Raw genomic sequence first — 20,376 nt, forward strand, 5'->3', positions numbered from 1 at the left:
CCAGCGCATGGTGGTCCGCCCGAACGCGTCGGCGGACTCCGTGCGTGCCTGGATACCATGGTTCTGGTACAAGCGATGGGCCACCCGGTCAAGGATCCGAGCCGCGTAATCAGCGTTGGGCTCGCGCCGATCGACCGTGAGCACGACGGCCGGCACGTCGCGCGGGTCGTCGATGTTCTGGTCCGCTCGGGCCCCAGCGGTCGTTCTCAGCCGGCGGTGGCCGCGGACTACCGCCGGCGGCCGACGCCACCGGCGGCGGGCACCGGCCAACTCGCCGGGCAACTCGCCGGCCAACTCGGCAGCCAGTTCCGCTACGGCCCGGTCTTCCGCCGTAGCCCGGGCGTTCGCCGCGGCCCGGGCTTTCGCCGTACGGGCCACCGCGGCCCGGGCTTCCTTCGCGGCCCGGGCTTCCGCCGCGGCCTGGGCTTTCTTGCGGGCCCGGATTCTCTTCTCTTCCCGGAATTTCGCCGCGGCCCGGGCTTCTGCCGCGGCCCGGGCTTTCGCCGCGGCCCGGGCTTTCACCGCAGCCCGGGCTTTCGCCGTGGGGGCCACCACGGACTCGTCTTGCGCCACGGACTCGTCCTCCACCACGGACTCGTCCTCCACCACGGATTCGTCTTGCGCTGCGGACTCGTCCCCCACCACGGACTCGTCCTCCACCGCGGACTTGTCCCCCACCACGGACTCGTCTTGCGCCGCGGACTCGTCCCCCACCGCGGACTGGTCCTGCGATAGAGGAGCCCATGCCTGGGCGCGCTCGCGCAGGTCCTTCCGGGGCACCGACGCGTCGACCGGCGGCAACGCCGTCGTTATGTCCTTGCGGCTGGCCTGTTCACGGGACCTCTCCAGTTCAGCCCGCCATGCCTGCACGTCCTCCTCGAACATTTCGACATAGACCTCGCCAGTAACCGCAGGACTGACATTCGAATCCACGGATTTCGGAGAGTTCAGCAGACCGTGCTCGGTCAGGACGCCCTCGAAGGAGAACCGCCCTTGCAGCCGGACCAGATACACCGGCCCCTGCTGCTTCACGTGCTGCTCACGACGTGGGTTGTCGGAGATCCCGCGGGACTGGTTCTCGGTGGTCTTCCGGTTGGCACTGGTGTCTCCAGTAATGCTGGACGGACCCGACAGCGCAGCGATATCGTCGACCGCTATCGGCCCCCCCTCGTTGACCCCGGCGCCCACCGTTGGTGCCCACAGGTCGGTACTCGCATTGCTCGAATTCGTGCTCAGAAATTTCGCGTAGCGACCGGTACCGGTCCCCTTCAGCGGCGCCACGATCAACAGGTCAGTAAGCTCACCCGTCATGGTCAGCGTGACCCGCCACCTGGAGTGACCTGGCACGAAGAGATCCTGAGCCAGTGTGAACCGCCCGCCGTTCAACGCGCCGGGACCGCCTAGGGCTTTGGGTAGGTGGTTGGCCAGCTGGGTGCGGGTCAGCAGCATGGGCAGCGACAGGCTGGTTCGGAACTCGCTGCTATCGGCCTCCTTGCCCAGCAGTTTGCGGAGAACGCGTTCGGCCGTCGGCAACGCGTCATCCAGGAAGGCCGCGGTCACATATGAGTCACCTGTCAGAGGGGGCAGCCGGAGGTAGTTCGGCACCGGCGCCGGGCCAATCAATGGTTTCGCTTCACTGATCGACCGCGGAATCTTCAGGACCAGAGAGCCATTCGCCGTGTGGACCCTGTTCGGGCTGTTCGGGCCGCCTTGGAAACCCTGACGGAACAACGCCATGAGCGCGTTGTTGAGTGGGCGACCGGCCATCTTGCGCACCTCGGCCCGGACGGTGAGCGTCACGCCGATGAACGCCTTGCGGTAGCCACCCCAGTCGTACACGGTCTGCTCGACGATGTTCTCGTCCGCTCGCTTCGTGCTGCGGTGCCGGCCGCTGGCGAACTGCAGATTGGGGCCACCGCCGAACTGCGACGGCTGGGGGCCGGAGGGCGGATGCGGTCCCACGCCGCTGAAGCCGAATCTCACCGGCGTGATTGACTGCGTGACGTCCCGGCCGCGGGCCCGACTCAGTTCGGTGTACCCGTGCCCATAATTTTCCAGGCCGCTCTCCGGGACGAACTCGAGGTAGTTGACCTGGCCGACGAGGGTGAACTTGACCTCAACCTGGACGATGCGCGCCCCCAGCCATCCGTTGGCATCTACAAGGTAGAACCGCAATCCGTTGTCGGAGAGCATCTCCTCGAGCATCGGCTGGTCACGGTGGCCGGCGAAGATTGCCTGCAGGGCGTCCACGCCGCCCTGCAGGCGCCCGATGGTCGTGCGGGGCCCTCTACCCCACGCCCACCAGACCTGTGCCGTCTTGAAACTGTCAATTCCGTGGGCCCCCAGCAGGCCGGGCGCGGCCTCCTCGATCGCCTCGTGGATGACATCGAAAGTCGTGGTCGGGCTCAATCCCCCCGACACAACGTCTGGGCCCTCAGCGTCCGCGGGAAGCACGAGCCAGGTCCCGGCCACCTGAGATTCGCCCTGAACGGGATGCGTCGACTTGACTTCGGGGGCCGCCGTCGTCCCGGTTGGCGCAGGCGTCGCCGCTTCGTCGCTGAGGATGAGGAGGGGGTTGAGAGTCAAGATCTCGGGGTATCGCTTGGGGTCGCCGAGCACCTTGGCCGCGATGTCGCCAAGCGACTCAGGCTCACTCACCCAATACACAGGGGGGCCGGACAACTCGGTCCGGTATAGATCGAGCCTGTCCACGCCGGCGTGACCGACGGCGCGTGCACCTCTGCGCGTTAGGTATGGCGGAACCCACGCTGACTCGGCTGATCCCGGCTTGGTCAGCGTGGTGACGTTCAGGTGTGTTGGCGTCCGGACCGGCGGCGGCTCTTCCTCGGCTTCCTTCGCTGCATTCGACCGGTCTTTTGGTTGATTGTTGATGAATTGTTTTTTGAACCTGAGACGGATTTGCTGCAGGGCGGCCTCATCCTCGATCCGGCTGAACCCGCTGCGCTGGAGCCAGCCGAGGCGCGTGGCAGCAGCGGCACGGGTCATGGAATACGGATCGTCATCAACTCTGCCGCCGTGCCAACGGATTAGCACACGGGCGATCACAGAGCTGTTCAGGGGCGTCTCGCCAGAGCGCCAGCGGGACAGCACATCCGCCAGTTGGACGTCCGGAATATCAAGGTTATTTTTGCTGTACTCATCGAGTGCGTCCGGTTCTGACAACAGATAGATGACGCTACGGTCCTCGATCGGGTCCGCCTTGCGGGTCTTGTGGAAGCCCGGCAATACCTTCACGCGCTTCTCGGTCGAGCCGCTCACCTCGAAGGTCGCTGTGGTGCGGAACGCGTAGGCCCGCTGGAAGTTGAGTTCGAGGAACTCCTTGCCGCCGGTCTGCCGCATGCCCTTCGACTCTGATGTGGCCCAGCTCTTGCTGGCCCCTGATCCGCCGCTCAGGCCCGGTCCAGCGATTCCGGTGGCTCCGCCGGCCTGGACATCGATCATGTTCACCGTGGCCCCCTTGGCGGTGCGCGTACTCTGGGATGCCTGGACCAACACGAGTTTGATCAGACCGAGCACGTACTTGTCCGTCGTGGCCCCGGCGAACTCAGAGCCCGAGAGGCTTGCGTTGATCTTCAACGCGCCATACTTGTCGTAAATGAACTCACCCTTGAACAGCGCGTCGGTTGAGTACTGCCCGGCCAGGATCTCCTGGAAATGGGCGGCGACGGCGTTACGACTGGTGAAGTTGACAATCTGCTGGTCGCTGACGTGGCCAGGCTCACCGAACTCAGGTAGTACCTCCCGGGCCGCGTGTTGCAGGCCGGTGGAGTCGATGTAGTAGATCACCGCCTGGTCCAACACACCAGCGTTTGTCGTGCCCTTGGAGGGGGCCGACTCCGCCGATGGTCGTCCGGGAAGGGCTGGTAGGGAGACCGCCTCCGACGAGGACGAGGTGGCCGACGCAGGGACCTGAGCGGCGTTCTCACCACCGCCAACAACCAGGTCAGGCTCCTTCGGCGGGGCAGGAGCCTGGTCGGTGTCCCGCGCTGCGCCAGCGCCATGGTCAGTTGCTGGCGTGCTGGCGTTGAAGTGCGGGACGAGCTGAACAAGCACATCGGTCGAGATCTTTGGTGACTCCTGGGACGCTATCGGAATGCTGCCGTGATACTCGATCTCGACGGTGTACGTGGTGGGTAGCATGAACTCGTCGAGGTCGCCCGGATACTCCAGTAGCTCCGGCCGGTTGACGATCGTGGAGACCGACTCCTCGGCACCCATCGTCCAGCCGTACTCGGCGCTGAGGCCGAGGTTCTGCAATTGCACCTCGGGCAAGCGTTTGAATTTCAGACCAAGCCGGCCGCCGAGATTGTACGTCTTGCTGCCGCCGGCGCTCTGCCCGGCAATGTCCAGGCCCATCGACAGGTTGACCAGGTGGAACTCGCCCGTGCGCCGGATGAAGCGTGGCGCCTTTTTGGGGTCAAGACTGGTGAGATCCTGTTGCGCCCGGATGGTGACCCGGGCGCTGTCGATATTGCCGTCGTACGTGCCGTCGAACGTGCGCCGCACGGTGAATGACACGCCGTCCTGTAGCGTCTGGTCGAAGTGGCTCTCCAGAGCAGCCCTCGAGACCATCTTGTCCACTAGGTCGAGATTGCGCAGCCTCTGGGATCGGCCGGCCTTGCGCCGCAGCTTTTGGGGGGCGGCGCGTTCGCCGGCCGCCCGGACATCCCGGAGGCCTTCTTCGGCACCACGTGGCGCCGCGGCTCGGCGAACCACACCCCGGCGATCCGCGGCCCGGTCGCGCCGCACGAGCCGTCGTCGCGCCTTTTCCGGAGCGGCCCGTTCGCCGGCTTTCTGGACATCATGCACGCCTTCTTCGGCACCACGTCGAGTGGCAGCCCGACGAGCCGCAGCCTCGCGAGCCGCAGCCCGACGAGCCGCAGCCTCGCGAGCCGCGTTCGGGCGAGCCACAGGCCGGACGGGCCACTCGGGCCGTCGTGGCGTTTTGTAAGCGAACGGGTAGTCCGCATGGGGTGGCAGGAACCGGGTCCGGCGGAGTTCCTCGACGACCCAGTCGCGCAGGTCTTGTGCCACGCCTGGGTCCACATTGGCCAGTCCCTGCCCGAGGCCGCGATTGTCCAGGACGTGTTGCGGTGGGGCGACGTCACTGACCGGTCGGTCGGGCTTGTCGTAGCGGATCTCACTCGTGGCGTCGGCCAAGTTGCCACTGGCGGGTGGGTTGACCAGTGCCTCACGGTCGACCGGGAACCCATGCTCGAACGCCTCCCGCTCCGGCGCGCGCAGCAGCGCGGTCACCGGCACGTCGGGGGTCTGGTCGGGCTCGCGGTCCGGCTCGTTCCGGATCGACACCTGGGCGCCGAGATGAAGCTTGACCTCGTATGCCGAGGTGTAGCCGGCGTACCGGGACACCACAACCCAGAGTCCGATCCGGTTGGCCGACAGGCCGTCGGTGTTGGTCGCGCTCCACCCGGCGTATATCGCGGCTCCCAGTCCCACCCCCGGCGCATCCGGACCGGCGCTGATGGTGCCCGTCACGGAACTGGAGTTCGCCAGTGTGAAGCCGGTGCCGTATGCAGTGATCGCGGTGCGGACCCGCTCCAGGTGCGCGACCTTGCTGGTCGCACCGAGCCGGGTGCGCGCGTACAGCGTTCCACGGATCACGATTTGGGCGACCGGTTGGCCGGCATCGTGCAGCAGGAACCGGTACCCATCCCTCGAGTTCACCGCCGTGTCGAGGTGGGTCTCCACGTTCCACAGCTTCTGCATCAACTCGGTGCGAATCGTGTTGACCTGATGCGTGGGCACTGTCTTCGGCATCAGGTCGGGGCGAACCGTGTCGACCTGGCTGCGCCGCCAGCGCATGCCGGCGCTCAACTTCTCCAAGATCTGTTCGTACAGCGCCGGCAGTCCGGTGATGCCTGAGACGAAGAATGTCGGGGGTACCTTGCCGACCAGTTCCTCCTTCACCTCCCGCGCGAGGACGACATCCTTCGGCGCCTCGGAAAGGTATTGGTCTGGGATCCACAGCTGCAACCGGTCGTCGTCCGGCGGCGTCAACTGCTGTTGCTCCCCACCCGCCACCATCGGCCGGAAGGACCACCGCGGCTCGAATGAGTACAACGTGGATGGTCCCCGGGTGTCCTCCACATGGCCGACCTCGGCGTCGAGGGCGGCGGAACCAGTGCGGCTGACTGAGTTGGCCGTGCCGCCCAACGACACACCGATTCCCATCGCATTGAGCACGCCGGGGGCAATGCCGAGGGAGGCATTGAGCGCGGCTGACACCCGCGTCGCGCCGGCCTGGTGGGAGGTGCTCTCGTTATAGCCGCCGGTTTGGAAGGTTCCCTGGATGACCTCGTTGGAGATCACCCCATCGGACTCGCCCTCCTTCTTGACCGGCGAGACCACTTTGCGCGGATTGATGGCCTCCAACTTGATCAGTACATCCAGGTTGCCGATGGACAGAATGAATCCGCCCGCGGAGATGGCCCGGTAGTTCGACAGCAGTCGCTGCGGTACCGCGTTCCACTCCTCGTCGTTCCGCTGCTGGTCGTCACTCATCTGGACGTGATGTTCGACGGCCAGTTGCTTCAGCTCGTCGACAAGTTGCCTCGTGTGCGGCAACTTCGACTTCACCACTCCGATCCCGACCGCCAGCCGATGGATCTGCGGGGTGGACTCGGTCGCCGGCAGGGGGTCCGGAGCAGCCGGCGGCGCCGCCGGCGGGTCCGGAGCGGCCGGCGGCGTGGGTGCCAGAGCGTCGCTCAGGTCGGGGTCCGCGCCGCCGCCCTCGTCGCCGGCGAACGGCAAATCCCAGGGATGCAGGATGTCGGCGAGTTCCTGGCCGGTGAGCGGTGGGGGCGGCTGCTCGTTGCCACGCTGATCCCCGCTGTCGCTGTGCGACGAGGTCACCACCCCGCCGGGCGCCGAATCGTTCAGCACGGTCGGCATCACGTGTCCGTCCGCGCCGACCACCAAGTGGACCGACGACCGGTCGCCCTCGCCCGTCCAGCCCGACGGCTCGACCTCGGCGACGCCGTCGGGCCCCACCAGCACGACCCGCACCCCGAAGACATCGGCGACCGCCCGGGCCAGCAGGAGTTCCGGGTTCACCCCCGTGGTCGGTGTACCGGCCGTGGCCAACTCGCGCAGCAGGGACAGGATCGCCGTCCGGTGCTCTGCAAGCATTTCGCTGGACGTGAAGTCCATCAACGGCCAGGTGTTGCCGGCCGCCGCCAGATCGGCAAGGAGCAAGGCGGCGAACATCCCACGCAGGTCGGTGGCGCTCCAGTTGGTGAGTCCGAGCAACCGCGCCTGCTCGTGCCGGCCCGCCTCCTGCAGGGCGGTGAAGAAGGCGTCCGGGCCGGCCGGTACCGCCACGGCGGCGCGGCCCTGACGGTGGAGGTACTCGCTCTGGAAAGGGCTGAGACGATTGGGGTCCGCAGCGCGCGCGGGCCGCTCGACCCAGACCGGAGCGGCACCGGCAAGCGGCACCGGCTTCGCCTCGGCCGCGATGGCCTTTCGTACCCGGCTGATCGTGTCGCCCAGACCGGGCCCAGCCGCCAGATCCGCAACATTGTCCTGGACCGCCCGCTGGAGGTTGTCGGCCAATTCGGCGACCGGCGGGAGACGGAGGTCGTTCAGGCCGGACAGGCCGGCCAGGAACGGGCCGGCGTCGCGCAGCAGATCCGCGTCGTTGAGCAGGCCGACCGGCTCGGAACTCTCCACGAGCCGGGCCACCCGGCCCGCGCCGGCGACGGACAGCAACGCCGGCAGCGCCTTGGCCGGCGCGGTGCCCAGCACGCCACGCGCGTCCCGCACGATCGTCACCATCGGCCGGTCGCCGGCGCCGGGCGACTGGTCGGGCGCCTGGCCGGGCGGCCGCGGCGCGAACACGACGACCTGTCCGTCATGGCGCACCAGCTGGATGTCGGTGAGCAGCGTGACCGCCACCGCGTTCAGGACCACCTCGATGCTGTCGGCGTCCTGCGCCGCACCCTGGCTCAGCGCCGGGGGGATCGCGTCCAGCGGGAGGCCGACGGCGATCCAGTCGTTGATCTTCGTGACCGTGTCCGCGTCCGGCGCGGTCAGCCCGAGCAGGGGCCAGTCTGGCGCTCGCTCCTTCCGGTCCTGGGTAAGGACCTGGCCGACAAGTCCAGCCCACACCCCGGCCGGTGCGGTGACCGCCGTGCGAATCGCGTCGTCGCCCATGTATACCGCGGCCTGCGCGGCCACGATCTGGTACACGGTGTCGCCCGGCTCTGCGGCCACCGCGTGCAGCCCGAGATCGGAGAGCTTCGCGGCGGCGGCAGCGCTCAGTGTCTGATCGGACTCCAACACCTGCCAGCCGGACCACGAAACCTGCTCCTGCTTGTCCTTCAGCCCCGGTTCCAGCGGGTCGACACTGGTCGGATCGGTGCTCGGGGCCGGAAGGTCCTCTCCCCCGCTACTGAGGGAATCAAAGACCGACGATGGCTCGGTCGACGCGTCGGTATCCCGGGATGCCCGGCTGGCGTCGCCGGCCGACCCGGCGCCCGCCGGCACCGCGTCATCGCTCAGGGCCGCCCGCGGCGGGCCGATGAGGCGTGCAGGGTCGACCGGCGCTGCCTCCGGCTCGGATCCCGCCGTCGTCTCAGCCTCGATCGTGTCGACAGCCACGATCTGCGATGGTGGCTGGTCGACGGTCGCCTGCTCCGATACGGGCTCGGACGGGTCTGCACTCGGCCGCAACGGCAGTTCGAACACTGGTCCGGTGGACCCCAAGGTGCGGCGGCCGGCCGACACCCACCAGGCGCCGGGGGCGCTCGCGAGGTCCGCCGCGCCGAACGCGGCACGCGGCGCGTCGGCACCCCCCGCGATCAGCCGCCACCCTGCGCCGATTTCGACCGCGGCGGTCGGCGCGGCAACGGTGCCCGGCACCCGTCCGGCCATCGTCTCGACGACCGAGGGCCGGTCCGGGCTGGCCACCGTCGCCGCCGGATCGGTGAAGACCACGATGTCCGGCATGCCGCCGGGCATCGTCAGCAGGGTCCTGACGAGGTCGATGTCGCTCGCCGGGCCGTACGGGGTCTGTACGGTGCCCGAGGCGGGGTCGATCGCACCGTCGATGACGAGCATGGTGGTTGCCGGGTCCACCTGCTCGGCCAGGTCGGTACCGGCGGCGAAGGCCCGCTGCACCGCTTCGGTGGCGGCCGGCGCGGAGCCGGGCAGGACGTACACGCCGGGGGCCGCGGGGACGGCCAGCATGCCCGGAGGCGGCAGGTCGTTTCGGGCCGGGGTGGCCGGGCCGGGTACCACGACGGTGTCCAGGCCTGTTGCCAGTTCAGCCAGGCGGGTGCGCACCGACGCCGGCATCGGGGTACTCGCGTCGATGGCCAGGCGCGGCGCGGCGGTACCGGGCAGGCTCTCGTGCAGTGCGGCCAGCACGGCGGGGCCGTGCCCGGGGTGCGCCCAGGCAGTGCGGTCGCCGGTGTGCTCCAGGAACCAGCCGGCGCCCAGATCGATCCGGGTGTGCTCTGGTGCGGGCGATGGCGTCGCCTGGTCGGGCGGCAGGACGTGGTAGCCGACGGCCAGTGCCGGCAGGGTGCGCCGGCCGTACGCGTCGACCGGGACGACCTGCGGGTCGGGTGCGACCGGCCCGGCCACGTCCGCGGCGGGCACGAAGAGCGCCGCGTCGGGAATGCCGCCCAGCATGCGACGGGCATGCGTGAGCAGCCGGTCCACGGTACGCGGCCGGGCCGCGGGCAGGCGCAACTCGATCGAGCGGTGGTCGGTGTCCCGCACCCCGGCCAGGTAGCGGTTCACGGCACCGCCGGCGATCGAGCCGACCACCGTGAGGGCGAGGCTGCCGGGCCGTGCCAGTTGGCCCCGCAGGTGCGCCGGGACGCGGACCTCGTTCCCCCGGTACAGCAGCCGCCCGCCCGGCAGAGTCTGGACCTTCAGGTCATCCGCCACCGCCACCGGGGCCGGGTCGAGGTTCGGGTCGAGGTTGACGATCACGGGTACGTCTGTGGGCACCAGCGCCCGGATCTCGGACAGCAGCAGCTCGTATACCTCGGCCGGGATCGGCACGCCCGCGCCGCCGATGACGACATGTGGTTGGTCGGACCTGCCCGGCGGTACCGCAGGGGCAGCGGCACCGATCGGATGCAGCCACACCCCTCTGGTCGTCTCTTCCAGCAACCAGCCCGGCACGGCGGGCATCGCGAACGCTCCCGGACGACCACCGACCGGTTCGAGTCCGTGCGGTACCGCCATCGGGGCCTCGACCGGTCGCACGCGGACGTACCGCGCCAACGCGGGCAGGGTGTCGCGGCCGTCGTCGCCCAGGCCGACGAAACGACCATCGAGTCGCGGCACGGCGGCGAAGGCGCCACGCGGCAGGACAAGATCGATCTGGTTGGGCAGTCCTCGGGCGAGCCAGGCGGCCAACCGCTCGGCCCGGCCCGGGCGCATCGTCGAGCCCGGCCGGCCCATCCGCACCGTCACCCCGCCCGGCACCCGGCGAAGCCCTTGCAGGAACCGCCGGACCACCTGCATGTCACGCACCGACGGGTCGACCAGCACGGACAACCCGGTGCCCGGGGCCGGGACCGCTTCGGCGAGCGACTCGGGCGTCGGCGTCGCGGCCCCGCCGAACAACACGATGCCCCCGGGCACCCGGGCGATCCGGTACCCCGGATCAAGCCCGTTGGTCAACCCGGTGAGGCCCGCATCGATACCGTGCTCGATCAGCCGTGGCTGGGCCCAGTCGGGCTGTTGCGCCATGATCCGGTCGATCTGCACCCGCACCGCGGCGGGCATCCGCGCTCCCTGCGCGTGAACGTGGATGACCGGGCCGGTTCCCGTATCGCCCCGGCCGTTCCGCTCGGGGGCCACCGATGCGGGATGGACACTCAGGCCGGCCGGGGTCTGCTCGATCTGCCAGCCGTAGTGCAGCTGGTAGGTCCCCGGGGTGTCCCCGGGCTGGAGCCCGAACGGGGCACGGGCCGGAGCGGGTGCACTGGACGGATGGACGTAGAACTGGTCGGCGAACTCGTGGAACGTCGGCCGATTGAGATGATCAACAGCCTCAACGCGGGAATCGCGCCTGTACGGCCCGGTGAGCGCGCCCGCGGGTACCACCAGCGCGGTCTGCTGACCGATGCCGTCCAGAAGCCGGTCGGCCAGTGTCCGCCATCGCCGTGCCGAGCCCGGCTGGGGCGTCCAGTTGAGCACTACGGTGACCGGGCGCGCCGTGAAGTCCGCCGGCAGACCTTCCAGGAACCGCCGGACCGCCGCCGCGTCACCGACCGATTCATCGACAACGACGACGCTTCGGTGCGGTGACCCGCCGGTCACCTGCCGGGCCGGCGCACTCCCCCGGTACAGCACCACAGCGTCGTCCCGGATGCTGACGCTCAGATCCGGATCGAGGCCAGCGGAGATCCGCTCGATCTGCGCGGCGTACGCGGTGCGTCGCCGCTCGTCCTGCGCCGCGAACGCCGCCGTGTTCCGTTCGATGTTCTCCCGGACCTGCGCCGTGACATCTGCGCCGCCGGACCGTCTGTGCGCAGCCCGCAGGCGCCTGGCCAGCCTGATCTCGGCTCGCTCCTGCGGTGTCAGGCGGTGCCGGCCGACCGGCGGTACGCCCCCGGCGGCAGCGCGATTGGCCCGCACATCGACGCCGACCAGGATCCGGCGGACGTGTTCAGCCAGCGACAACGGCTTGGCCCGCCGGTTCGCCGCCCGCGCCTGCGCCTGGTACGCCGCCTCGTCCGCGGCGAAGTTCGCCTCGGCCTGGGTCCGGCGGGCTGCCAGCCCGGCCGCGGCTTTGCTGGGCAGAGTCGTCTGCGCCGCGAGGCGCTGCCGCCGCATCGCCCGCAGTTGCTGCCGGCGCAAGTCGCTGGCAATGGCGACACGGGCCCGCTCGTTCGGTGTCAGCCGGCGCTCGCCGGCCGGTGGCACCTCCTGCTGCTGCATCCGCTTGGCGGCCGCCTGACCGGACAGCGTCGTCACCGGCGGCTCGCCGGCCGGGTCAGCAGGCCGCACCCGCGTGGGTACCCCGGTGCGGACCTCGCGGATGTACTGCTCCACGGTCAACGCCCGCTCCGGCTGACCAGCCTGCCGAAGGCTGTCCCGGAACCGTTGATCGGCCCGATCGAACCCTGTCTGCGCCCAGTTCGGGGCCGCCGGCTGGCTCGGGGCCGGCTTCGCCTGCGCCGGTGCCGCCTGATCACCGCCGTCGGCCGGTGTGGCGGTACCGGCCTCGACGGCCGAATGCTCGGGCAGGACGGTCGGCTGCTCGGCCTCGCCCAGGCGTACCCCGCGACCCGGAAAACGCTCGGTGTTCTCCACGGCCGTGGTGTCCACGGTCTGCGTCGTCGTCGCCGGTGCGTCGTGGGCCGCGGTGTCCGTCGCGGTGTGCGACACCTCGGTCGTGTCCGTGCTCGGCTTCGGCTCCAGCACCGTCTGGGTCGTACCGCCGCTGTTGCTGATCACCCCGCCGGCCCCGCCCGAGCCAACAAACGTCGGTGGCGCGGGCGTCGGCCGCGGCGGCTCTGCATTGGCAGCGGGACCCGGCTTCGGCACGGACACGTTGCCGGGTTCAACCATCTGCACATAACCGACGACAGCACCACCGGGAGGAAGATCGTCAATGGTCGCCGGCCGCGCACCCGACCCCTGCGGCGGCCGTTGAGCCCGCTCAGCGGCCGCCGAATTGGCCCACGCCCGGGGCGTCTCCTCCTGCTCAAGGGATATCGGCCGCCCAGCTCCATCGGATTTCTTCGACGAAACGGCAACAGCATTCTCCGCAGCCCCCGGCAGCGCTTTGATGCTCGCGGGTTGGTCTTCGGGCTTCGCTAGTCCTTCATCTCCGTGACCTGTTGCCTGGTCCACAGGGGGGATCTGATGGGGGGCCTTGCGGAAGCGGCCGATGAGTCTGGTCAGGTTGTTGGTGATGCGATGCCCGCCGAGCTTGATCCGCCGTATTTTCGCCAACGATCCGGAACTCGTTGCCTGGCTCTTTGCCTTGGAGGCCGGCTCGCTCGGGCCAGCCGGCGCGCCAGCCGGCGCCGTCGTCCCCTCGTCCGACAGCGGCACATCGCTGTTCGCCCGTTTCCTGGAACTCGATGTGCCTGTCCAACGAAGACGCCATTTCCCGCGCTTTTCCCTGCCGCTGCCCTGCGGCGTATCGCCGGGTGCGGGCGCTTGCACAGACCCCACCTCATCGGCGGGCCTGCCGCTACGGGCGGGGTCGTTGGCGTAGGTGACCAGATCGTTCAGGGTGAGCGGGCCGGACGGCGGCACCTGATAGCTGAACCCCTCCGTGTCCTGCAACGTCATGTCGGTGCCGATCGCGGCCAGCACACAGTTGGTCAGGAAGTCCCCGCGCCGCTTCCGCAACGGGTTGACGTACGCTATCCGGCCCAGCCCCACGTCGGCCAGCTCACGGGTGCCCCGCGGTCCCAGGACCACGCGGCTCGGACCGGCGAACAGACGACCCGGACTGGCCGGGGCGATGGGGGGCTCAGTGTTCGAACCAGTCGGCCGGTCAAGCAGAGCCGCGTCCGCGGCCTGCTCCTCCGCTCTGGCCCGCTCCTCCTCGATAGCTCCGGCCTGGACTTCCTCGACCCCGCGCATCACCGACCCCGCCCGGTCCACCAGCTCGCCGTACTGCTGCGCCAACGTGTCGACGCTGACGAACTGCGGACCATGCGCGCGCAGTTCGACGACGACCAGCGGCATGGCGGGCAGTTCCGTGTCGAGAGTCTTCATGTGGGTACGAATCTCCAACGCCTGACGCTGGTCGATCAGATCGTTGGACGTCCCGAAGGTACTGCCCAGGTATTGGCCCACGGTGAATTCCTGGACGTCCTCCGGCACCCGGGCATCAAGGTCGCGCAGATCCTCCTCGCCAGGCTCGAAGTCCTCCGTCAGCAACCACTCCGAGTTGCGCTTCTCGTAGTGGCGGAGGAGCCGGGTGATCAGGTGTTTTGCCTGTGTTTCGACGTAGGCCCGCACCGGCGGTGGCAGCGCCGCACGGACCGCATACAGCGCGGTCCGCACGGCGGCGATGGTGAAGTTCTTCGGAAGGTTCCCCCTAGTGAGCGCACCGGCGATGATCGCGGCGGTCTGCGTGTACGCGAGGGCGAGGAAACCGGACAGGGCGTCCGCTTCCAGGTCACGTCTTTGCGGATCCTGGACAGTTGCCGGGCGTCCGTGGTACTCAGCCACGATCTCGTCGGCGAAGTTCAGCGCGTCGCGCACCTGCTTCCTGCCATATTCGGCGACGGGGTGCGGATTTTGGGCTTCCCTCGCCGCATATGCGAGCAGCTCCCGGATCCCGGCCACCGGCACCCCGACCGTGTACTGGGGTTCGAGGTCGCTTTCAGGGTCGCGGCCCTCTACGGGGGTATTGTCCTGAGGACCGATCACGATTCCTTCTGCGTCCGGTTGGACGTAAAAACCCGGCTGATTCTCGAACGCCTTGGCCAGCGTCTTGTCTGCCCCCGCTCGCAGCGCCGCGATCGCGACGCGCGCGGACTCCAGCGCGGTGTCGACCCGTGCTTTTCGGGTCTCGAGCGGCGACACGGCCGTCGGCAGCGACACCACCTCTGCGATCCAACGATTCCCGGAGCGATCCACAACGATCTTGACGTCTGGGCCCAGGACGAGGGGACCCAGCCCCCAGACACGCTCCTCGTCGCGGTAGGGCACCTTCAGGATGGTCCGGGTCTCGGCCTCGAAGCCGGCACCGGCCGCTTTCTTTGCGGTCAGCCCCTCCCCGCGCACTGGCTCACCGTCGACGGTGAGCCCATCGGTGAGCGGCAGGAACAGGACCTCGGCGTCGTCTGCGAGGCTGTCGTACAGGCGGCCGACCTGCCCGTCGACGAACACCGTCCCCGTCTCCAGACGCATGGCGTTGAGCACATGACCGGGTTCGCCTTCGATCGCGACGAACCCCCGCCCGCCCGGACTGCCGGCGTTCAGGGCCTGCCGCACCTCGCCGGCGGTGGTCCGCACAAACCCCACCTCATCGGCGGGCGTGCCGCTGCGGGCAGCGTCGTTGACACCGGCCGCAGCGGTGGGGTTGGCGGTGGTAGTGGTGACGCCGGGTGCTGTGCTCTGGTCTGTCGTGGTCGTCGCCGAGGTGGGGTCTGACCACCACTGGTCGCCCAATGGGTTGTGGTCGCGGACGGAGGAGGTGTCGGAGTAGTCCGAGGGGTCGGAGGTGAGCACGGAGGAGGTGTCGGAGAATTCGGTGTCGGAGAAGTCGGAGAGGGCCTGGCTGGATGTCGCTGAGGCGTCCGAGTTGATCGACCAGTGTGCCGGGTAGGTGTTGTCGAAGGAGTCCACGCTGGTCGCGGCGGGGGTGTTCGCGTATACCGACGAACCGTCGTCGGAGAAGTCGAACAGGGCCTGGCTGGTTGCCGCGGAGGCGTCCGAGTTGATCGACAAAGCGTCGAAGGAATCGATGTCGTCGAACGACACCGTTTTGGCGGTGTGTTCGTCGATGCTGTCGTACGCGGCGGGTGGCGTTTCGGGCGGCGGGCGCTCGTCTTGCAGGTCGACGGTGTGTGTCGGCTGTACCGGCGCTGCGTCTGGCCCGGGCGGGGCGTTGGGCTGGTTGGATTGGTGCATCCCCATCCGCTCGGCGATGTCGTCCTGCAGGTCGGCTACCAGGTCCCGGACCCCTCGTGCCGCGTCGTCGAGCTCCGCCAACGCCTCCGGCGGTGGCGTCTCCCCCTCCATCTGGGCCGCCTCGACCGCCTCGGCGGCGTGCTCGTACCGCACGATCGCGAGCTGGACGTTCTCGTTGTGGGTGAGCTGGAACAGGTCGTCGTCGGGCGACAGGTAGTACTGCACACTGCCGGGCTCGCCGCTACGGGCCGCCCGGTTCTCCGCCTGAATATCGATGTCCCGCGACATCCCGGACCGGGCAGTGACCCGCACCTGCAGACCACCATGCTGCTTGGCCGCCGCGCTGAGCCCGATATCCACACCACGCGCACCCTGCATATTGATCACAAGCACCTTGCCGAGGTCACCGGCCTCGTCGATGACCTTCGCGAACGCCTCCGCCCGGTGCACACCCTGCTCCAGGAACCACTTCGCGTCGATCGCCGTGTGCTCCACGCCGCGCTCGGTCAACAACTTCGACACGTCCGCGACCAGGTCGTTACGGTGCGCGAGGATCAGCTGCGGCTGCCGGCTACCACCCTCCTGCTGCATCTGCCGGGTGTCATCGGCGATATCGGCAAGCTTCGCCCCGAGCTCCGGACTCACCCGGTCGTCCGCGGTCACCAACTGCGACGTGTAGTACCGCTGGATCTCCTCAACCTCGCCGGAAAGCTTGAGCTCGTCGTGGAAGAACTGCCCGTGCCCGGCCGCGGTACCCGAGGCGCCGGTCACCCGGTCGTACCGGTCGCCGTTGTACAACTCCTTCGCGCTGATACTCTTCGACGTCTCCGTATCCGCGCGCAACGCCAGGCCGTGCTTGGCCTCGATCGCCTGCGCCAGGCCACCGTTCCACCGCGACTCGGTCGACGTCTCCGGGTCGTACAACACGTCATGAGTCGCCTGGTCGATGATGTAGATACTGCCGTCGTGCACGGCGTAATGAATGTTCTCGTGGTACTCCCAGTGAGCGGTCGCGGCCATGTCCAGGTGCTTACGCTCCGCCTCCGTCAACACCCGGTCCAGTCCCAGCAGGTCGGCGACCTTACGCTGCCCGGCCTCGGTCAACCCGGCCGGCCCACCACGCTGATCCGGCTGCCGGCCGAAATCCTCCGGGCCGAGCCGCCCGCTGCCCAGGTGGCGGGCCAGGAAGTCCTTGGCCCGGTGGACCGCCGTCACGGTGTCCTGCGTGGCCGGCCCGCGCGCACCGTCGCTGAGGATGTAGCTGGTGTTCGCGTACCGCAGCGCCTCGTCGACCTCGTCGATGGAGGCGATCTTCCCCGGGATCGGGTTGCCCTTCAACGCGGCGAACCCCACGTCCTGATGCGTACCGACATAGATGGTCGGCCTGCCCTGCACCGGCGCGACAACCTTGTCCGGGTTCATCCGCACCACGTCAAACCCGAACGGTTCCAGATGGCTGCGGAACCGCTCGAACTCGCGGTCGGCCAGGTTACTCCGCGTCGTGATCACCTGAACGGCCTGGCCGCCGTTCTGCGCGGCCTGCCGCGCGGCGTCCACGAAGAACAGCCACGACTTGCCCTCACCGGCCGCCATCTGCACGAACTTGCCCTCACCGAACGCGTTCGCCGCCGCGATCTGGGTCCACCGCAGATGCACACCCTTGGCCCGGTACACCGCCTCGTAGATCGCCGCCATCGCATCGTCGCCCGTACCGTGCAGCAGCATGTCCCGCAACACCGCATCGCTGAGCGCACCCAGATCCGAGCGGGCAGCAACGTCATACAACAACCGGGCCGCCTCATACGACCGGTTCGCACCCGCCAGCCACGCCTCGAACTCCACCGGCTTGACCGCCGACGGGATCTGCGCCCACACCCCACCCTCGGCCGTACCCTCAACCTTGACGAACGTGTGGAACCCCAACTCCACCCCATCAACCGAAACCTTGCCACGGTACGCAACCGGGTCGCCGGTGACCTGATCACGCACCACCTCGCTGCCGGGCTTCAGCACCGCGGTCTTCTCATCAGCCAACCGAAGCTGCACCCCGTCGGGGAGCTTCTCCATCCGGATCTCACCGGGGTTCTCCCGCGGCCGGGACCACTGGCCGTCAAGACCCCGATCGTGGCTGACCCCGTCCGGTGTCACCACCAGCTGCAGCTCACCCGCACCGTCGAAGACCGCCTTCGAACCCGCGGGCACGTCGATGCTCAGCTCGTGACCGCCGACGTCCAGCCCGGCCGTGAGACCACCGTCGTGCTGCGCCGCATACCAGCCGTCGGACCCCAGCACCCAGCCGGTACCCGCCGCGGACAGCTCCACCGGCCGGTCGTGCACCGCCCAACCGCCCACCACATGATCCGGACCGCCCGCCGCATCAACAGGCCCGGGCACCCCGGGCACGTGGCCGGCGACCGCCGGCTGCGGGCCGCTCGCCCCGACCGTGTCCACCGCCCCGGACACCGCCGGCACCTCCGCCGAGACGCCGAAATGGACATCCGCACCGCTCACCGCAACCGGCGTGCCCGGCCTGCCGGGCGTACCGGCATCGCCCCGACCGGCATCGCCCCGACCGTCCAGCACCACCGAGCCGCCCTTGGCGTCCACCGCGAGCACCTGGACCCCCGGGAATGCCTGCCCGGATACCGAGGAGGCGTCCACGTCGATCGACGACCTGCCGGAGGAATCGACGTCGTGGGACGGCACCGTACTGGAGGTCGTGCTGGAGGTCGTGCCCGACTTCACGCCAGAGGTTGTGCCAGCGGTTGTGCCAGTGGTGCTGGCCGTGGCGGCGGGGGTCGGGCCGGGTGTGCGGCTGGCTGTGGCGGCGGGGGTGGGGCTGCTGGCTGTGCTGGTGGCGGTGAATGTGCCGGTTGGGCTGGTCCGGTCGGGGGATCCGGCCGTGACGGCGGTGACGGTGTCCGCTGTGGGCGGCTCTGCGGTGTCGGTGGCCCGGCTTGACCACCATCGGTCGGTGGCGGTCAGGGAGGTGTCGACGCTGGTTGGTGTCCTGGCCGGCGTGGTGCTCTCCGAGCCGGATCTAGCCGGTGGCATGCCGGGCGTCTGACCCGGCGAGGTGGCGTGCGTATTGCCCGGCGAGGTGGCGTGCGTATTGCCCGGCGACGTGGCGGGTGTATTGCCCGGCGACGTGGCGGGTGTGGTTGCGGGTGGCGTGGCGGGTGTGGTTGCGGGTGGCGTGGCGGCTGCGGTGATGGGGTTGGGTGACCATGCGTCGCCCCGCCTGTCCTGGCCGGGGAGGGAAGAGGTGTCGGTGTAGTGCGAGGAGCCGGAGGAGAGGATGGAGGCGGTGTCGGAGCCGTCGGTGTGGGTGAACGAGGGGTTCCACCGCACGTCGTCGATGTGTGTGTCGGCGAACGGATTGTCCATCTGGGTGGTGGAGTGGGCCGGGATCGTCGCACCGGGGGTGGTGGTGCCGGTGCCGCCGGTGTCGGTGGGCATGGTTGTGGTGAGCCTGGTTGTGGTGGGCGTGGTTGTACCGGGCGTGGTTGTACCGGGCGTGGTTGTGGTGTGGGTGGTGGTAGGGACTGGGATGTCCGCTGGTTGGGAGTGGTCGGGGGTGGTTGGTGTAAGGGTGGTTGATGTGGGGGTGGTGGGTGGGGGTGTTGTGCTGCTGTGGGTGGTGTGGGGCGGCGGGGTGTGGGCGGAGAGCATGTGGTTGAGGTGTTCGCCGGCGTTTTCCGCGCCTCGATTGCTGCCTGCGCTGAACGCGGCCGAGCTGGCGGTGCCACCGCTGACCTGGAAGCCTTGCTGGTTGACGACGCCGACGGTGCCTTCGGCGACGACCTCGCCGACGATCTCCCCGCCGATCCCGCTGACGAGCAGCGGTGAGTTGGTGACTTGCCGCTGCAACCAGTTCGGCTGGGCGACCTCAGGCGAAGGGATCGGCGGGGGAACCCGCGACGGTTTCGGCGAGGGCACCGGGTCCGGGATCCGCGACGGTTTCGGCGAGGGCACCGGGTCGGGGATCCGCGACGGGGTCAGGTCCGGTACCGGGGTCCGGGTGACCTCATGGGGTTTGGGCAACGGAATGCGGTTCGGCTTGTTGGCCTTGGCCAGCAGCTCGCCGAAGCCGTGGAAGGCGGGACCGAGGGCGGCCATGACGACGCCGGCGATGGTGCCGTCGCGCACCGACCGCCAGAACTGCTCCTCGTCGAACCCGTTGCGGTTGCCCAGCAAGATCTGGATCTTCTGGACGACCAGGTCCATCAGACCCTGGGTCACCGCCTGGTTCCCGGCCGCCAGCACCGCCCCCAAAAGCAGCCTGGCGAACACGTTCCGGATCACGAACCGGAAGATCGCCAGCCGCAGCGCCAGCCACGTCATGGCCCCGATCGGATTCCACAGCGCATACCAGAAGGCGAACACCAACTCGCCGACCATCTGCGCGGTCGCAGCGTGGATCTGCATCTTCTGGTACTGCACCTGCGTCGACGAGTCCGCCATCGTCTTGGACACGTTGCCCAGATGCGTAGAGGAGGTGGTGATGTACCCCGGCGTCTTGACATAGCTGTCCATGCTGGCCAGGAACGCGTCCTTGGACTTGCCCCCCAAACCGTCGCGGGTCCGGCGCACCGCCGCAGCCAGCACAGGCAGCGACTCCGACAGCGACTTCGACGCCGAGTCCAGCGCGTTGCTCAGCCTGGACAGCTTGGCCTCATCCGTACCAGGCCACTGCTCCCCAGTGAAGTAGTACAGGAAGTTGGCATACTTGTCCGGCAGCTTAAGACCCACAGTCGGCGCCTCCTTCCC

General features: G+C 69.0%; 1 protein-coding gene (only partly in view). It reads right to left on the reverse strand.

Annotated features, from left to right (window positions below; genetic code table 11):
• Positions 1 to 20,358, reverse strand: partial view of a hypothetical protein gene (locus ACGFI8_RS29965; RefSeq protein WP_392809986.1) — the start only. It extends 25,212 nt beyond the left edge of the window; only the first 20,358 of its 45,570 coding nucleotides appear in the window; it begins with the start codon at positions 20,356 to 20,358; the stop codon falls past the left edge of the window.
• Positions 20,359 to 20,376 lie beyond the last annotated feature (18 nt).

It is taken from the genome of Dactylosporangium sp. NPDC048998 (assembly GCF_043197855.1).
In the GTDB taxonomy this organism is placed as follows: domain Bacteria; phylum Actinomycetota; class Actinomycetes; order Mycobacteriales; family Micromonosporaceae; genus Dactylosporangium.